This window comes from Actinomycetospora straminea, from assembly GCF_028737255.1.
GTDB lineage: Bacteria > Actinomycetota > Actinomycetes > Mycobacteriales > Pseudonocardiaceae > Actinomycetospora > Actinomycetospora straminea.
Genome location: NZ_JAQZAN010000014.1, coordinates 155,107 through 171,982, shown reverse-complemented (window position 1 = coordinate 171,982; position 16,876 = coordinate 155,107). Strand labels below are relative to the sequence as shown.

At 75.4% G+C, this 16,876-nt stretch carries 12 protein-coding genes; 6 read left to right on the top strand and 6 right to left on the bottom strand.

From position 1 onward, the window contains the following. Positions 1-13 precede the first annotated feature (13 nt). From PH190_RS19545 to PH190_RS19525, 5 genes are all read right to left on the bottom strand, one after another. Positions 14-1,546 carry a hypothetical protein gene (locus tag PH190_RS19545; protein ID WP_274233194.1) on the bottom strand — a complete coding sequence of 511 codons (1,533 nt, stop codon included), beginning with the start codon at positions 1,544-1,546 and terminating at the stop codon, positions 14-16. Positions 1,547-1,557: 11 nt separating this feature from the next. Continuing rightward, the gene (locus PH190_RS19540) at positions 1,558-3,438 is read right to left on the bottom strand and encodes a glycosyltransferase (RefSeq protein ID WP_274233193.1); all 1,881 of its coding nucleotides are present in this window, start codon (positions 3,436-3,438) and stop codon (positions 1,558-1,560) included. Positions 3,439-3,511: 73 nt separating this feature from the next. Next, entirely contained in the window at positions 3,512-5,617 is a 2,106-nt protein-coding gene (locus PH190_RS19535) for an acyltransferase family protein (protein WP_274233192.1), read from the bottom strand. Between the two features lie 122 nt (positions 5,618-5,739). Next, positions 5,740-6,630: a class I SAM-dependent methyltransferase gene (locus tag PH190_RS19530; protein ID WP_274233191.1), complete on the bottom strand. Its 891-nt coding sequence runs from the start codon at positions 6,628-6,630 to the stop codon at positions 5,740-5,742. Between the two features lie 82 nt (positions 6,631-6,712). Continuing rightward, positions 6,713-7,375, bottom strand: a complete 663-nt coding sequence (locus PH190_RS19525) for a hypothetical protein (protein WP_274233190.1) — start codon at positions 7,373-7,375, stop codon at positions 6,713-6,715. Positions 7,376-7,561: 186 nt separating this feature from the next. Between PH190_RS19525 and PH190_RS19520 the strand changes: the two genes are divergently transcribed. From PH190_RS19520 to PH190_RS19495, 6 genes are read left to right on the top strand one after another with little or no spacing between them, the layout of a single operon-like run. Further along, on the top strand, positions 7,562-8,440 hold the full coding sequence (locus PH190_RS19520) for a DMT family transporter (RefSeq protein WP_274233189.1): 879 nt from the start codon (positions 7,562-7,564) through the stop codon (positions 8,438-8,440). After that, the gene (locus tag PH190_RS19515; protein ID WP_274233188.1) at positions 8,437-9,285 is read left to right on the top strand and encodes a hypothetical protein; all 849 of its coding nucleotides are present in this window, start codon (positions 8,437-8,439) and stop codon (positions 9,283-9,285) included. Before PH190_RS19520 ends, PH190_RS19515 begins: the two co-directional genes overlap by 4 nt. A 2-nt stretch (positions 9,286-9,287) precedes the next feature. Continuing rightward, the gene (gene lysS / locus PH190_RS19510) at positions 9,288-12,779 is read left to right on the top strand and encodes a lysine--tRNA ligase (protein WP_274233187.1); all 3,492 of its coding nucleotides are present in this window, start codon (positions 9,288-9,290) and stop codon (positions 12,777-12,779) included. Next, entirely contained in the window at positions 12,776-13,276 is a 501-nt protein-coding gene (locus PH190_RS19505; RefSeq protein WP_274233186.1) for a hypothetical protein, read from the top strand. Before lysS ends, PH190_RS19505 begins: the two co-directional genes overlap by 4 nt. Beyond that, positions 13,273-14,688: an APC family permease gene (locus PH190_RS19500; protein WP_274233185.1), complete on the top strand. Its 1,416-nt coding sequence runs from the start codon at positions 13,273-13,275 to the stop codon at positions 14,686-14,688. The genes PH190_RS19505 and PH190_RS19500 overlap by 4 nt, the downstream gene beginning before the upstream one ends. Then, on the top strand, positions 14,685-15,815 hold the full coding sequence (locus PH190_RS19495; protein ID WP_274233184.1) for an alpha/beta hydrolase: 1,131 nt from the start codon (positions 14,685-14,687) through the stop codon (positions 15,813-15,815). Before PH190_RS19500 ends, PH190_RS19495 begins: the two co-directional genes overlap by 4 nt. Here the strand turns inward: PH190_RS19495 and PH190_RS19490 are convergent. Continuing rightward, positions 15,812-16,774 carry a helix-turn-helix transcriptional regulator gene (locus tag PH190_RS19490; protein WP_274233183.1) on the bottom strand — a complete coding sequence of 321 codons (963 nt, stop codon included), beginning with the start codon at positions 16,772-16,774 and terminating at the stop codon, positions 15,812-15,814. The genes PH190_RS19495 and PH190_RS19490 overlap by 4 nt on opposite strands. Positions 16,775-16,876: the final 102 nt, after the last annotated feature.

Genomic DNA, 16,876 nt, shown 5'->3' with positions numbered 1-16,876 from the left:
GGTGCGCTGATCGTCAGGGGGCCAGGGCCTCGAGGCGCATCCTCTTGACACGGTCGCCGGGGAACGTCACGGGCCACTGGCCGGGGCCGTCGGGCGGCGCGGCCTCGTAGACCAGTCGGTAGGCCGCCGGGACCGGTGCCTGCGGTCGCCGGTGGAGATAGTTGAGCCGCCAGATCGGGCCGTCGTGGTCGGCACGGAAGCGGTCGATGGCGGGCGCCATGCGCCCGGGGTCGGAGAAGTAGTCGACCACCCGGCAGCGGCAGTGGAATGCGAGGTAGCCGATTTCGCCGGGGGACTCGACCGTTGAGCCCGGCGGCAGGGCGGCCGCGATCGCTTCGTACTGCGCCGGGGTGGCCCAGTTGACGCGGACGGGCGCGAACCCGGACCAGGGGACGCCGCGCTCCGCGTCCTGGACGAGCGTGGCGCCGGCGATACCGACCACGGCGAGGCCCGCGAGGGCTCCGGCGGCGATGCGCACCGGCGTGTGGGAGCGCAGCGGCCGGACCGGCCGGAGCGCGGCGTCGGCGACGACCACCGTGGCCAGCGCGGCCCCCACCACCGCGGGCGTGTAGTACCAGAAGAACGGCGCGCCACCGAGGGCCGACATCGCGGCGTAGTGCGCGCCGCCGGCCACGCCGAACGCGAGGCCGGACCACCCGCGCGGCCCGAGGTGACGGTGCCGGACCAGCTGGACCAGGCAGGCGAGCCAGGCCACGAGCCCCACGGCCAGACCGGCGACGACGAGCCGGGTCGGCTCCGGCCAGTACCCGAGGTAGTGGCCGATCCCGTTCCCGTAGGTGTAGCCGCCCCAGGAGTCACCGGCGTCCGCCTTCACCGCCAGGGTGTCGGGGACCGCGGACCCGAACCGGAGCCAGGACCAGACGTGCCACGGCGCGGCGACGATACCGGCGAGCGCCAGCGCGAGGAGCGCGCCCCCGACCCGTCGGTGCCGTGCGGCGGCGAGGACGACTACCGCGAGCACCACGATGGCGAGGTCGGGACGGGTGAGCACCGCGAGGCCGCCCACGATCCCGAGCACGAGGAAGTGCCCGGCGCTCGCGGCCCACACCAGGGCCACGATCGCCAGGGCCGTCAGGTACACCTCGAGACCGGTGGCGCTGGCGAGGAAGGGGTTCGCGACCAGCAGCAGGACCCCGGCCCCGCACACCGGTGCACCGTGCTGGCGGTGCAGGCAGAGGGCGAGCAGGCCGACCGTGAGCGCGAGCAGGATCCCGACCGACAGCTCCGGCCTGCCGGTCACGACCACGAGCCCGGCCTCGAGCCAGACGTTCAGCGGGCTCGTCGCCGTGTTCGCCGCCACGCCCGGGGTGAGGGCCCACTCGCCGCGCTCGGCGAGGTTGCGGGCGTAGGACAACGTGATCATCGCGTCGTCGGGCAGCGCCCGGCCCGCGACGACGGACAGCAGGGCGCCCATCGCCGCGCCGTACGCGGCGGCGAGGACGTCGGAGGGTCGGGGCCCGCGTCGGCGGGGTGGCGGGTCCGAGGCCGCGAGGCCCGCCTCGGGCGTCGGAGCCGTGCTCCCCACGGCCGCCGCGCTCAGCCGGTGCCGAAGAGTCGGCGCCAGTTGTCCGGCGCCGTCAACGTGGGAGCCGCCTCGCGCCAGCGCTGCGCGGCCGCGCCGCCCTCGCGGGCGAACCGCCAGAGCACGCGGGCCCCGTCGCGGCCCAGCGCGCGCAGTGCCGCGGGGTCGCGGCGGCGCAGGCGGACACCGCCCTGGCCGGCGTCGGTGACGGCGACCCGGTCGAACAACGAGACGTGCCACCAGTGGGCCTCGCCGGCGCCCACGAGCCCCGCGTGGAACGGGGTGCGCCCGAGGACCTGCTGCGCGGCGCGCTTGGCCATCACCAGCCCGGTGCGCGTCGGTTCCGGACCGCTGCGCACGATCTCCATGTCCGTGGGCGCGAAACCGGGGGCGTCGGTGGCCGGGTGCGCGATCGTCTCGCCGTGCGCGGCGCGCAGGCCCCGCACGGCCGCGACCGCGGCGACGCCGCCGTCGTCGACCACCGCGGGGCCGGCCAGGAAGTCCTCGACGGCCCGGGTGAGCGTCGCGGCCAGCCCGTAGTTCATGGAGACGAGGTAGCGCCCGAGCAGGTCGGTGAGCACGCCCGTGATGTGACGGACGGGGAACGGCGAGTGCAGCGCCGCGGTGATCATGGCGTTGCGCAGGTTGAAGTACCGGTGCCAGTCGTCCCAGTCCTTCCACGGGAAGTCGGCGTGCCACACGCCGGCGCCGGGCAGGGTCACCGTGGGGACCCCGTGGGCGCGGGCGCGGTAGCAGTACTCGACGTCGTCCCATTGGAAGAACAGCGGGAGCGGGTAGCCCGCCCGTCGCACCAGCTCCGCGGGGATCAGGCAGGACCACCATCCCGTGTAACCGGCGTCGACCCGGCGGTCCTGCACGTTCTTCGTGCCGTCGGGGAAGAACGCCGTCACGTCCGACTCGCCGACCGCCCCGGGGCTCACGTGGCCGTTGGTGAGGTCGGGGAGCACCGCGTACTCGGCGCCAGCGAGGACCTGGGTTGGGTGCAGCAGGTTGAGCATCTGCGCACCGACGATCGTCGGGTCGGCGACGCACCGCCCGAACGCGGCGAGGCGCACGACCACCTCGGGCTCGCAGCGGATGTCGTCGTCCATGAACAGGACGTCGACGTCGGCGCGCCCGCCGTGCTCCACGACCTCGTAGAGGCCGCGGGTGAAGCCGCCGGAGCCGCCGAGGTTGGGCTGGGGGAGGTACCGGAAGCGCGCGCCGAGCCGGTCGGCCACGGCGGCGAACCCGTCGCGCGTGTCGATCCGGTCGGTGCCCTGGTCGACGACGACCACGGCGTCGAGCAGCGCGACGACGTCCGGCTCGGCGGTGAGCGCCCGCAGGGTGGCGATGCAGTCGTCGGCGCGGTTGTGGGTGCACACGACCACCGAGGCGCCGCGGTCGGTGGCGGGCGCGGCCACCGTCCAGCGGGCGTCGTGCAGCAGCAGCTCGTCGTCGTCGGTGACGACCTCGACCCACAACCCGCCGCCGTCGAGGAAGCGGTCGAGCGGCGCGGCCAGCGCGAGGTCCCCGCCGTCCGCCTCGTGCACCGCGAGGGTGCGCGGGACGCCGTTGGTGTCCGACGCCCGCAGCAGCACCCGGCCGGCGCCGTGGGTGCGCGCCTCGAAACGGACCTCGCGGGCCGTGGTCCAGCGCTGCCAGTAGCTCGCGGGGAGGCGGCCGAAGTAGGTGTTGGTGCTGACGTGGGTGTCCGCGCCGAGGCGCACGTGGTCCCGCCGGCGGTCGGCCCGTCCCCGCAGCACCTCCACGTAGAGCTCGGCGGGCACCTCCGGGACGGGGCCGGCGAAGAGCCCACGGGCGACGACGAGGCGCCCCGATCCCCGAGCATCCGTGGTGTCACGGACGGTGGTGCGGGCGGCGACGTCGGTCATGCTGGCGTGCTCCCAGTGCTCGGGACGGCGGCGGGGGTCCGGGCGGACCGGTCTCCAGGGTAGGAGGCGCGGGTCACGGCCCGACGAGGGCGGCGATGCGCGGGCCGACCACCGGGGCCAGCGACGCCGTGAAGGTGGCGGTGAGGTGGTTGTCGTCGAGGTAGACCATGACGCGACCGATCTCCGGCGGGCACACGGTGGGCTCGCAGATGCTGTCGGAGAGGTCGAGCACCGTCATCGTCGAGGGGGCGCCGCCCGGTGGGGCCGGGTCCGCGGGGTAGAGGTCGCTGCGCGGGACGTCGCACTCCGGCGCGCCGCGTCCGTAGGTGTCCACGCAGCTCGGCGGGGCGTAGCCGAACCGGGGGTTGTCCCGCACCCCCAGCACCGGCACGCCCGCGGACGCCAACCGGTTCCACGCCTCCACCATGCCCGGCGGGGTGCGCTCGGTGCGGCCCTGGCGGACGTCGTGGGTCGCCTGGGCGACGACGAGGGCCGGGCGCAGGGAGGCGAGCGCGCCGAGTGCCTCCTGGTTCCAGGTGATGCAGTCGGCCTCGCCGGGGTTCGACTCGGCGGTCGTCGACAGCGGGCACCCCGGCCGGATCAGGGTCTGCACGCGCCAGCCGCGCTCGTGGGCGACCGGGGCGACCGCGGGGAGGAACTGCTGCATGTGCGAGTCCCCGACGACGACGATCGTGCGTGCGGCCGGGTCGGGTGCGGGGACGTAGGTGCACAGCTCGAGGGCGGCAAGCCCGGGGACCCCGGCACACCCGGTGCCCGCGTCCCGGTAGCGCACCCAGTCCTCGTAGGCCGACACGGCGGGCGGGATCGGCTCGGCATCGGGCGAACCCCGGTCGACGAAGCCGGGAGCCCGGGCCAGCGCCCCGGGGTGGTCGGCGTCGCCGACGGCGCCCGAGGGCTCCGCGCGCACGGTGGTCACCGCGTGCCACGCCAGCACCAGCACCAGCACCGGGACGAGGGCGACCGCCGCCGCCCGGTGGTCGCGCAGAACGCCGGGACGTCGCCGGCCGCGGCGCAGCACCGGGTCCTCGACGAGGTGGCGCGTCGCCGCGGCGAGCATCAGGGAGGTCCCGATGATCGCGAGGCCGAGCACGGGGCCGGGCTGCTCGACGTGGAACGCGGCGGAGGCCAGGAGCAGCACCGGCCAGTGCCACAGGTAGAGGGGGAAGCTGATGCTGCCCAGGTACTGCATCGGTCGCGACGCGAGCAGCCGCGTCGTACCCAGGCGGTGGTCGGTGTCCCCGGCGACGATGACGGCCGCGGCGCACGCGACGGGCCACAGCGCGAGGTAGCCGGGGAAGCCGCCCTCCACGTCGAGCACCACCCCGCAGGCGGCGAGGCCGACGATCCCCAGCCAGCCGGCCGCGACGCCGGCCCACACCGGCAGACGCAGCCGGTGCAGGCCGAGGGCCAGCAGGCCGCCGAGGGTGAACTCCCAGACGCGGGCGAGCGCGTCGAAGTAGGCGTAGGTCTGGTCAGCAGCGGTACTGGTGATCGACCAGACCAGGGAGACCGCGGTGACCACCGCGAGCAGGCCCGCGACGGCTGGACGCGCGGCGATCCCGCGTCGCCGGGCCGCGAGCGTCGCCACGACGACCACCAGCGGGAACGCGATCGCGAACTGGCCCTGGATCGAGAGCGACCAGAAGTGCTGCACCACGCTCGCGGTGTCGTGGGAGGCGTAGTAGTCGACCGCGTCGGCGGCCAGCCGCCAGTTCTCGACGAAGAACGCGGACGCCACCGCCTCGCGGACCGCCTGGGGCCACCGCGACTCGGGCAGGAGGAGGATGCTCGCGACGACGGTGCCGACCAGCACCACCGCGGCCGGCGGCACGAGCCGTCGCAGCGTCCGTCCCCACTGGGCGAGCAGGTCGATCCCGCCGCGCTCGCTCGCGCGCACGAGCTGCCCGGCCGCGAGGAAGCCGGTGAGCGCGAAGAAGACGTCGACGCCGCCGGACACGCGGCCGATCCACACGTGGTAGACGACGACCAGCACCGACGCGACGGCGCGCAGGCCCTCGATCTCGGGCCGGAACCGCGACCCGTCGCTGGGCTGGCGTCCCGGGCCCGGCGCCGCGGGGCTGCCCGCGGCAGGGCGGTCCGGGACGGCGGCCGGGGTGTCGACACGACTCCCGAGCCGACGATCGGCCGTGGAGGTCATCGCGTCGACTGTGCCCTTCCCGCTCGCGGTCCCGCACACCGGGGTCCACCGGGAGCAACCAAGCGGTGACACGCGGTGTCCGTTCCGCCCGCTGTGTGGCGGTTCGCGCGCCGCCGATCGGCTCAGCCGAGGCCGGTCGACACTCCAGTACCCCGTGGCACCTGCGACGGCACCTGCGTGGGCAGCCCTGTGACCACCACGACGACCTGCTCGTTGTCGTGCGTGAACGCCTCGTAGGTGAAGCCCAGCCCGCTGCGGGCCACGAACTCGGTCCAGGCGCGGTGCTCGCCGTCCTCCCAGCCCGCGTGGTTGAGGTACTCGTCGAACACGACCACCGAGCCGGGCCGCAGCCGCGGGCCGATCTGCTCGAGCACCGTGGCGGTCGAGGAGTAGAGGTCGGCGTCGAGGTGCAGGAGGTCGACCGGCTCGGGGTGCTCCGCCAGGAAGGTCGGCAGCGTGTCGGCGAACCACCCGACGACGAGCTCGGCGCCGGGGACGTCCGGCGGCTCCGCGTCGCCGAAGGTGCCGGCGCCGAAGCCCGCCCGCCAGTCCTCGGGCAGGCCCTGGAACGAGTCGAACCCGTAGACCAGCCCGTCGCCCCGGGCCGCGGCGATCGCGGCGAGCGTGGTGCCGGTGTAGACCCCGAACTCCAGGGCCAGGCCACCGCGCGGGGCGAGCCCGAGGGCGTGGGCGAGGGTGGCGCTCGGGTCCGGGAAGGTCCGGGCCCCGGGCATGGCGTCGCGGACGAACCGGGCGCTCGTGGCGACCGCGTCGCGCTCGCCGGCGGCGAGCATGTCGCGGCGGTCGCGGACCTCGCGCGCGTGCAGCTCGGCGCGCAGCTCGTCGACCTCCGTCCGCACGACGGCGAGCGCCTCGGCGTGCTCCCGGGCCCGCGCCTCCAGCGCGTCGAGTCGCGGCGCCACCCCGGCGTCCAGCGCCTCGGCCGTCCCGCGCCGCACCGCGTCGATGAGGCGGACGTGCAGGGCGTGGCGCAGGCGGGAGAGGCGGGGCACGCCTCCATGGAATCGGACACGCCCGCGCCCGTCGAGCACCGGTCGCGGACCGGTCGGCGGCGACGGGCGGGCGGGGGCAGGCTCAGGCGGCGGCGACCGCGCGGTGGCCGGTGGGCGCGCGGCGCGGGCCGGCTGGGCGGGTGGCCGCGACGACGAGCAGCGTGTGGCCGATCGCGAGCATGACCATGGTCGCGACGCCGAACGGCCAGTAGATGTGGCTGGTGAGGAACGACCAGGCGCCCACCACCGCGAACACCGCCCCGACCCCGGCCAGCAGGCGCCAGGTCCCCGGCGCGCGGACCAGCGCGAGCACCGCCGCGAGCACGCTCGCCGCGAGGTAGGCGTAGGCGCCCTGGATGCCGAGGGCGTCGGCGATCTCGAACAGCGCCGCGACCCACGGACCGGGGCCGAGGCGCATGGTCTCGTGGCCGCCGCCGATGCCGGCGAGCGCGTCGAGCGCGCCGTAGAAGGCGGCGTAGACGAGCCCGAGCACGATCGCGAGCCCCTCCAGCACCCAGCCGAGCGGGCCGGCCGGGCGCGCGGCGCGCACGACGGCCCAGGGACCGAGCGCGAGGAGGGGGAAGAGCACGAGCCCGATGACGTGCAGGTCGCGCCACCACGCCGCCGACTCCGGCGTGAGCACCGCGGGGTGGGAGCTGCCGAGCACCGCCAGGGCCAGGGCGGGCAGCGCGGCCGCGGCGACGAGGGCGGCCACGCCCGGTGTCCGGACGGTCGGGGTGCTCACCCGACCCATCCTGGCAAACAGGGCATCGTGCCGGAGATCCCGTGCGGACTGGCACGCTTTGTCACCTCTCGGACGCGACGATCGGCCCCTACTCGCCCGATCGGGTGGCTCCATCGAGATCCTGTCGCGTTGCGTGGTTGCTCGGTGCTCCACTGACCGGGTGACTGCGGTCGGCCGGGCGGCGAGGTGACGCTCCTCGCGGGCGCGCTCGCGGTGCTGGCCGCCCTCCTCTTCGCGATCGCGTCCGTGGCCCAGCGCGGCGCCGCGGCCGCGGTGCCCGACGACCAGGCGCGCGGCGGCCGGCTGATCGCCCGGCTCGTCCGCTCGCCGCGCTGGTGGGCCGGCACGGTCGGCGACACCGGCGGCTTCGCCGTGCAGGCCGCGGCCCTCGGCGTCGGCTCGCTGCTGCTGGTCCAGCCGCTGCTCGTCACCACCGTGCTGTTCGCCCTCCCGCTCGAGGCGCGCCTGACCGGGCGGCGCATCGGACGGTCCGAGGTGCGGTGGGCGCTCGTGCTCGTCGCCGCGCTCGCCCTGTTCGTCGTGGTCGGCGAGCCGACCGCCGGCGTCGACCGGGCCCCGTTCCGCCACTGGATGCCCGTGCACGTGGTCCTGCTCGTGGTCCTGGTCCTCTGCGTGGTGCTGGCCGGCCGGCGGCGCGGACCGCGGCGCGCGGCGATGCTCGCGGTGGCCACCGGGCTCGCGTACGGCCTGGTCGCCGCCCTGACGAAGTCCGTCGTCGACCTGCTGGGCGAGGGCCCGCTCGCGCTGCTCACCGCGTGGGAGACGTGGGCGCTGGTCGCCGCGGCGGTCGGCGGCACGCTGCTGCAGCAGGCGGCCTTCGGGGCCGGCCCGCTCGCGGCGTCGCTCCCTGCGGTGACCGTCGGCGAGCCCGTCGTCGCGGCGGTGCTCGGCATCGTCGTGCTGGGCGAGCAGGTCCGCGCCGACGGCCTCGAATGGGTCCTCATCGGCGCCTGCGTCGTCCTCATGGTCGCGGCCACCGCCGCGCTGTCGCGGTCGTCGGCCGCGACCTCCACCCGAGAGCCCGAGCCCGTGGGGGCGCCGTGAACCTGACCATCGACCTCGAAGCACGCGCGGCGGCGGCCTGGATGTTCGGGTCGTTCGTCGTCGTCTTCCTCGCCACGCGCGTCGTCGTGCGGCTGATCCGGGCGGGGAAGGGCCCGTTCCGCAACCAGTCGGTGGGCGGGGTGCACCTCCACCACCTGGTGTGGGGCATCTTCCTCATGCTCGTGGCGGGCGTCGCCGAGTTCACGTACTCACCCGAGCCGCCCTGGCGCTACGTGCTCGCCGTGGCGTTCGGCGCCGGTGCGGCGCTCGCCCTCGACGAGTTCGCGCTCTGGCTGCACCTCTCCGACGTCTACTGGGAGCGCGAGGGGCGGGTGTCGGTCGACGCGGTGTTCGTCGTCGGCGCGCTGATGGCCCTCCTCGTCCTCGGCTTCAACCCGTTCGACCCGGACACCGCCGACGGCATCACGGTGGTCATCGGGACGATCGTGCTCAACGGCGTGCTCTGCGTGATCGCGCTGGCCAAGGGCCGCCCGCTGCTCGGGCTGCTCGGCTTCCTCGTCCCCGTGCTCGCGCTCGTCGGCGCCGTGCGCCTGGCGCGCCCGACCTCGCCCTGGGCGCGCTGGCGCTACCCGGAGGGCTCGAGCAAGCGGCTGCGCAGCCTGCGCCGCTTCCCCGAGCGCGAGCGGCGGCGGTGGAACGCGTTCGTCGACGCCGTGGCCGGGGCGCCGAACGCGCCCGCCGAGACGACCGTGCCCGCCGAGCCGGCGGCCCCCGCCGAGTCGACGGCCCCCGCCGAGCCGGCGGTGCCCGCTGCGCCGACGGCGCCCGCTGCGCCGACAGACGCCGTCCCGGCCGAGTCGCGGGAGCAGGAGGGAGCACGCTGAGCATGGACGCCCCCACGGACGCCCACCCCGACGCCGACGGGCCCGGCCCGGAGAAGGACGCGGAGCACCCCGACGACCACCCCGACGACCACGGCGTCCACCTCGGCCAGCAGGACATCCGCACCGCCAAGCTCGCGGCCCGCCGCGCGGCAGGGGAGACCGAGCCGTACCGCTGGCCGGTCGATCACGCCCTCGCCGACATCCGCACCGCCCACGCCGACCTCGCCCCCGACACCGTCACCGACGAGGAGGTCTGCGTCGCCGGGCGCCTCACCGGGATGCGCCGGCAGGGCGGGCTGAGCTTCGGGACGCTGCGCGACCGCACGGGCGCGATGCAGCTCTTCGTCGACACCGCGGTGGTCGGCCACGACGCCCACGTCGCGATCGACGACCTCGACCGCGGCGACTGGGTCGGCGTCCGGGGCCGGGTGATGACGACCCGGCGCGGCGAGCTCTCGATCCGCGTCGAGGAGTGCGCGCTGCTGGCCAAGGCCCTGCGCCCGCCGGCCGGGGGGCACCACGGCCTCGCCGACGTCGAGACCCGCTACCGCCAGCGCTACGCCGACCTGCAGGTCAACGAGCGCACCCGCGACATCTTCCGCATCCGCCACGCCGCCGTCCGCGCGATCCGCGACCACCTCGCCGAGCAGGGCTTCACCGAGGTCGAGGGCCCGGTGCTGCAGAGCATCCAGGGCGGGGCGTCGGCGCGGCCGTTCGTCACCCACCACAACGCGCTCGACCTCGACATGTACCTGCGCATCGCCCTCGAGCTGCACCTCAAGCGGCTCATCGTCGGCGGCATGGAGCGGGTGTTCGAGCTCGGCCGGGTGTTCCGCAACGAGGGCGTCGACACCCGGCACAACCCCGAGTTCACGATGCTCGAGGCCTACCAGGCCTTCGCCGACTACCACGACATGATGGACCTGACCGAGGGCATGGTCGTGGCCGCCGCCCGCGCCGCCCTCGGGGACGACCTCACCGTCCACTACCAGGGCCAGGCCATCGACCTGCGTCCTCCGTGGCCGCGCCGGCGCTTCGCCGACATGATCACCGATAAGACCGGCGCGGTCATGCACCCGGACATGCCGCTCGACGAGGCCCGGCGGATCCTCGACGGGCTGGGCATCGCCTGGGAGCAGGGCTGGGGCGCGGGCCGGCTGATGAAGGAGGTCTACGACGAGCGCGTCCAGCACGACGTCGTCGGCCCCGTCTTCTGCATCGACTACCCGCGCGAGGTCTCGCCGCTGGCGCGGGCGCACCGCGAGGACCCCGCCTACAGCGAGCGCTTCGAGCTGATCGTCGCCGGCTTCGAGCTGTGCAACGCCTACTCCGAGCAGAACGACCCCGCCGAACAGATGGCCGCGTTCGAGGAGGAGGCGCAGGCCAAGCGCAACGGCGACCCCGAGGCCGGCGACATCGACCTCGACTACGTCCGCGCCCTCGAGTACGGGATGCCGCCCACCGGCGGGCTCGGCATCGGCATCGACCGGCTCGTCATGCTCCTGGCCAGCGTCGACTCGATCCGCGAGGTCATCCTCTTCCCGACCCTGCGCCCGGAGTTCGCCCCGCCGCCCGGCGGCGGCCCCGGCGGCGCCCACCGTCCGGTGCTGCCGCCGACGCCGATGCCGGCGGCCGCGCTGACGGCCGCGGTGCCGCAGACCCCGATCGCGGTGGCGAGTGCGGCGGGCGCGGTGGGTGCGGTGGGTGCGACACCACCGCCCGGGACGTCGCGGCGGCCGTGGACGGTCACCCTCGTCGCCGGGCTGACCGCGCTCGCCGGCCTGCTGCACCTGCTCGTGCACATGCCGGTCGTCCACGAGCGCCTCGGCGAGCGGGTCAACCTCGACCTCGTGCCGCCGTGGTTCGCCGTCACCGGCCACGTGCTCTCGGCCGCGATCGGCCTGCTCCTGCTGCTGCTCGCCGACCAGCTCGCCAAGCGCAAGCAGACGGCCTGGCGGGTGGCGGTGGTGCTGTCCGCGGTGGCCGTCGTCGCGCACGTGCTCAAGGGCCCGCACCAGGTGGGTCTGGGGATCAGCGTCGCGCTGCTGGTGCTGCTGGTCGTCGCCCGCGGGCAGTTCCGGGCGCCCGCCGACCCGCCGTCGCTGCTGCGGCTCCTGCGCTTCGTCCCGATCTACCTGGCCGCGGTGCTCGCGTTCGGGTTCGTCTCGCTCGGCCTGCAGAGCGGGCGGATGACGCCGTCGCTCACCGTCTGGGGCGGCCTCGAGACGATCTTTGGCGGCCTCGTCGGGCTCGACGGGCCGTACGTCTTCTCCCGGCGCGTGTTCGCCGAGACGTTCCCGTACGCGCTGCTCGCGCTCGGGATCGTCGGGCTCGTCGTGTTCCTCCTGCTGCTCTTCCGGCCGCTCACCGCGCGCGACCCGCACACCCGCGACGACTGGACCCGCGCCGAGACGCTCGTGCACACCTACGGCTGGGACACGCTCGCGGCCTTCGCCCTGCGCGACGACAAGAGCTTCTTCTTCGGCTCCGACGGCCGGGCGATGATCGCCTACACCTACCTCGGCGGGTACGCGCTCGCCGCCGGCGACCCGATCGGCGACGAGGCCTCGCTGCCCGCGGTCGTCGACGAGTTCCTCGCGATGTGCGAGCGGCGCGCCTGGACCCCGGCGTTCCTCGCCGCCCGCGAGGAGGACACCCGCGAGGGCGGGCTGCTCGCCTCGCGCGGCTTCCGGTCGTTCTACCTGGGCGACGAGGCGATCATCGACTGCCCGTCGTTCACGCTCGAGGGCCGTGAGCGCAAGAGCGTGCGGGCAGCGGTGCGGCGCGTCGAGCGCACGCACCGGTTCCAGCTGATCGCCGAGTCGGCGGCGTCGCCGAAGCTCGTCGAGGCGCTGAACGCGATCTCGGAGAAGTGGCGCGGGAAGAACCCGGAGCGCGGCTTCACGATGTCGCTCTCGCAGGACATCACCGGCGCGGCGGCCAACAGCGACTTCCTGCTCTGCGTCGCGCTCGACACCGACGGGGTGCCCGGCGGCTTCCTGCGCCTGGTGCCGGCGTACGGCGGCCCGGCCACCGGCACCACGTTCGGCTACACCCTCGACCTCATGCGCCACGACCCCGGCGCGCCCAACGGGATGACCGAGTTCCTCATCGCGAAGAGCGCCCTGGCGCTGGCCGAGCGGGGCGTGGTCCGGCTGTCGATGAACTTCGCGATGTGGGGGCGCCTGTTCGCCGAGGACGTGCCGTTCACGGCGACGCAGAAGCTCGCCCGGCGCGCGGTGGGCGTGCTCAACCCGTTCTTCCAGGTCCGCTCGCTGCACGACTTCAACGCGAAGTTCGGGCCGCAGTGGCTGCCGCGGGTGCTCGCCTACCGCAGCCCCGCCGACCTGCCGCGCGTCGGCCTGCTCTACGCCGGCGCCGAGGGCTTCCTCGCCGTGCCGGGGCTCGGGCCGATGTTCGTGCCCGCCGCCGTCGGGGGCGCGCCCTCGCCGTCGGGCACCGCGCCCGACACGACGACCCCGGCCGCGGCATGAGCGTCATCGAGCGCCACCCCCGCCGCACCCGGGGCAACGGCTTCGGCGACGTCGTGCTCGTGGTGGTGCTCGGCGCCATGGCGCTCGCGGTCGTGGTCACCGTCGTCGTCATCGCGGGCGGCCGCGACCGGGCCCCGCAGGGCCCCCGCGGCGCGGGCGCGCTCGACGCGCTGCAGGCCGACATCACCGCGGCGGGGCTGGTCGTCTGCGAGCGCACCGACGTCGCCGACCCGCGGGCCACCGACGCCGTCGCCGCCCGCACGCTCGTCGTCGCCGTCACGTGCGGGGAGGGGCAGACCGCCACCGTGCAGGCGGACGCCTTCGTCGACGACGCCGACCGCGACGCCGCCGCCCGCAGCATCCAGGGCTCGGTGCGGCCGCGGGCGTCGGCGACCGTGCGCACGTACGGCGACCTCGTCGTGGTGGTGCAGGGGAGTGCGGAGGACGTGGTGGCCGACCGGATCGACGCCCTGCTGCTCGCGAAGGGCGCCGCGTGAACGCCAAGCTCGGCGTGCTGGCCCTGGCGATGATCAACATCGCGGCGATCGTCAGCGTCCGCAACCTGCCGGTGATGGCCGAGTACGGCTGGTCGATGCTGGCGCTGTTCGCGCTGTCGATCGTCGTGTTCCTCGTGCCGATCGCGATGGTCGCCGCCGAGCTCGGCACCGGCTGGCCGCGCGACGGCGGGGTCTACGCGTGGGTCAAGGAGGCGTTCGGCGAGCGCGCGGGATTCCTCGCGGTCTGGTGCGACTACGCCGAGAACGTCGCCTGGTTCCCCACCGTGCTCTCGTTCATGGCCGCGAGCCTCGCCTACGCGCTGGACCCGTCACTCGCCACCGACAAGGTCTTCCTCGTCGTCGTCATGCTCGCGTTCTTCTGGGCGACGACGATCGTGAGCCTGCGCGGGGTCGGCACGTCGTCGTGGATCGGCTCGGTCGGCACGGTCGCCGGGTCGATCGTCCCCGCGATCGGTGTCGTCGTGCTCGCGGCGGCCTACCTGGCGCAGGGCAACCCGACGCAGATCCCGTTCTCGGCCGGCGCCCTGGTGCCCGACGTCGCGCTGAACAACCTCGCCTTCCTCGGCGGGATCATCCTGCTGTTCACCGGCATGGAGATGGCGGGCTTCCACGCGCGGGACACGAAGGACCCGGGGCGCACGGTCCCCCGCGCCATCGCCCTGTGCGTCGGGGTCGTCGTGGTGTTCTCGGTGGTCGGCTCGCTCTTCCTCGCGATGGTCGTGCCGGCGGGCGAGATCAGCCTGGTCAGCGGCACGATGGAGCTCTTCTCCCGGGTGCTCGAGCGCCTCGGTCTCGGGTGGGTCGTCGCCCCGCTGGCGCTGGTCGTCGCGTTCGGTGGCATCGCCCACCTCGCGCCGTGGATCCTCGGCCCCGCGAACGGCGTGGCGGCGGTGGCGGCGCAGGGGTCGGTGCCCCCGCGGCTGGGGCGGCGCAACGCCCACGGGGTGCCGGTGACCCTGCTGCTGCTCCAGGGCGCCGCGGGCACCGTGTTCACGCTGCTGTTCCTGCTGGTCCCGAGCGTGAGCACGTCGTACTGGATGCTCTCCGCGGTCACCGCGCAGATCGTCATCGTCATGTACGGGCTGATGTTCGCGGCGGTCGTGCGGCTGCGGCACACGCGCCCCGACGTGCCGCGCCCGTACCGGATCCCGGGCGGCCTGCCCGGCGTGTACCTCGTCGGCGGGGTCGGGCTGGTGGGGCTCGCGGTCGCGTTCGTGCTCGGCTTCGTGCCGCCCGGCCAGCTCGCGACGGGCAGCACGGTCACCTACGTGAGCCTGCTGGCGGTCGCCGTCGTCGTGCTCTCCTCGCCGCCGTTCGTCTTCGCCGCGCTCGCCCGGCGGCGGGCGCGGCGCGACGCCGGCTCCGACGACGGGGTCCCGGTGCCGGCGTGACCGTCCGTGGCGTCGCCGAGATCGACATCACGACCACCTCGTTCCTCGGCGCGCTGGCCCTGCTGACGCTCGGCGTCGTGCTCCTGCTCGTGCTCGTCCTGCGCACGCGGCTCGGGCGGTTCACCCGGCTCGGCCGGACGATCACGCTGCTCGTGACCTCGGTGCTCGTGCTGGTCGCGGCGGGCGCGGGGGTCAACGCGCACTTCGACTACTTCCGCACGCTCGGCGACGTCGTGGGCCTGCCGCCGTCGGACGAAGTGGAGCTCGCCGCGCTGCTCGCGCGCACCGACCGGCCCGACCGCGGCGTGGTGACGACGACGGCCCTGCCCGGCAGGACCTCGGGGTTCGTCGGGCGGCCCGGGACGATCTACGTGCCGCCGGCGTGGTTCGCCCGCCCGCGCCCGGAGCTGCCCGTGGTGGTGCTGCTGCACGGCACGCCCGGCACCCCGCAGGACTGGCTGGACGGCGGGCAGGCCGCGGCCACCGCCGACGCCTACGCCGCGGCGCACGGCGGCGCGGCCCCGATCCTCGTCATGCCCGACGTCAACGGCGCGATCGACGCCGACACCGAGTGCGTCGACGGACCGGCCGGGAAGGCCGAGACCTACCTGACCGTCGACGTGCCCGCGTTCGTCCAGCAGGTGTTCCACACGGCCGCGCCTGGCCGGGGGTGGGCGGTGGCGGGGCTGTCCGAGGGCGGCTCGTGCGCGCTGGTGCTCGCCCTGCGCCACCCCGAGCTGTTCAGCACCTTCGGCGACTACGCCGGGCTCGCCGGGCCCCGCGCCGGCGACACGAACGACGACACGGCCTCCGCGGTCGCCCAGCTCTTCGGCGGCTCCCAGCAGGCGTTCGCGGCGCACGAACCGGCCGACATCCTCGCCACGCGCCGCTTCCCGGAGCTCGGCGGCTGGTTCGAGGTGGGCGACGCCGACACCGAGCCCTACGCCGCCCTCGACACCGTGGTCCCGGCGGCCCGGCGGGCGGGGATCGCGACGTGCGAGGTCGTCGTGCCCGGCGGCGGCCACACGTTCGACGTGTTCTCGCAGGCGTTCTCCGACTCGCTGCCCTGGATCGCCGGCCGCATCGGCGCCGGCCCGCCGGTGACCAGCTGCCCCCAGGGCTCCTAGCCGACGAGCAGGCCCCAGCGCGCGGCGCTGCGGGCGGCCGCCACCCGGTTGCGGGCCCCGGTCTTGGCCAGCACGTGCTCGACGTGGGTGGCGACGGTGCGCGGGCTGATTCCCAGCCGCGCCCCGATCTCGGGGTTGGACAGGCCGTGGGCGACGCCGTCGAGCACGTGCAGCTCGCGCACCGTGAGCCCGGCCGGCGGGGGCACCGCCCGGTGCAGCACGAGCACGCCCGACGCGGTGGCGTGCAGGTCGACGCCGACGACGCCGCCCGCCGCCGTCACCAGCAGCAGCGGCCCGGGCACGGGCGCCCCCGCCAGGACGTCCGTGACCACCCCGGCGAGCGGCGACGGCGGCGCGACGAGCTCGGGCCGTCCGCCCGCCGAGAGCACCACGACCCGGTCGGCGCGCTCGACCAGCAGGCCGTCCGTGCCGTCGGCCCCGAGCCCGGCGGTCCGCGGCGCCGGCACCGGGACCGGGTCCAGCGCCGCCGCCAGGTCGGGCGCGAGCAGCTCGAGCAGGGCGACGGTGTCGTCGTCGGGGTGCCGGGCGTCGAGCACGCTGGCGTTGACCATGCCGACGTAGCGGTCGTCGGCGGCGAACAGGCAGAGGGTGACGCCGTCGCGGAAGCCCTGCGGGACGATGATCCGTTCGAAGATCTCGCCGCGGCGCCGGGCCGGGGCGAGGTCCCGCACCCGCACCGCCTGCCGGCCCGCGCGGACCAGGGTGAACAGGCGGTCGGTGTGCATCCGCCGGTCGATCAGCGTGGTGACCGCCGCGGGGTAGGACGAGGCGAGCGTGCGGTGCTCGCCGGCCGCCGGGTCCCACCGCGAGAGGGCCACGCAGTCCGCCGGCACCACGTCGGCGAGCCCGTCGAGGACGGCGCCGGCCGAGCCGGACGACCGGGCGCCGTGACGCCGGAGGAACGACCGCAGCTCACGGGCCGCGACCACCGCCGTCATGCCTCGCGAAGCTACGCGCGTCGAGCACGCCGGACCAGGGACGACGGGCGCATCCGTCGACTGACCGATGCGCGCGGGCGCCCCCGGCTGCCACCGTCGTCG

Bases quoted from the DNA above. Each gene is read 5' to 3' on its own strand.
- lysS (WP_274233187.1), top strand. From the start codon at position 9,288: ATGGACGCCCCCACGGACGCCCACCCCGACGCCGACGGGCCCGGCCCG.
- PH190_RS19540 (WP_274233193.1), bottom strand. From the start codon at position 3,438: ATGACCGACGTCGCCGCCCGCACCACCGTCCGTGACACCACGGATGCT.
- PH190_RS19535 (WP_274233192.1), bottom strand. From the start codon at position 5,617: ATGACCTCCACGGCCGATCGTCGGCTCGGGAGTCGTGTCGACACCCCG.
- PH190_RS19505 (WP_274233186.1), top strand. From the start codon at position 12,776: ATGAGCGTCATCGAGCGCCACCCCCGCCGCACCCGGGGCAACGGCTTC.
- PH190_RS19490 (WP_274233183.1), bottom strand. From the start codon at position 16,774: ATGACGGCGGTGGTCGCGGCCCGTGAGCTGCGGTCGTTCCTCCGGCGT.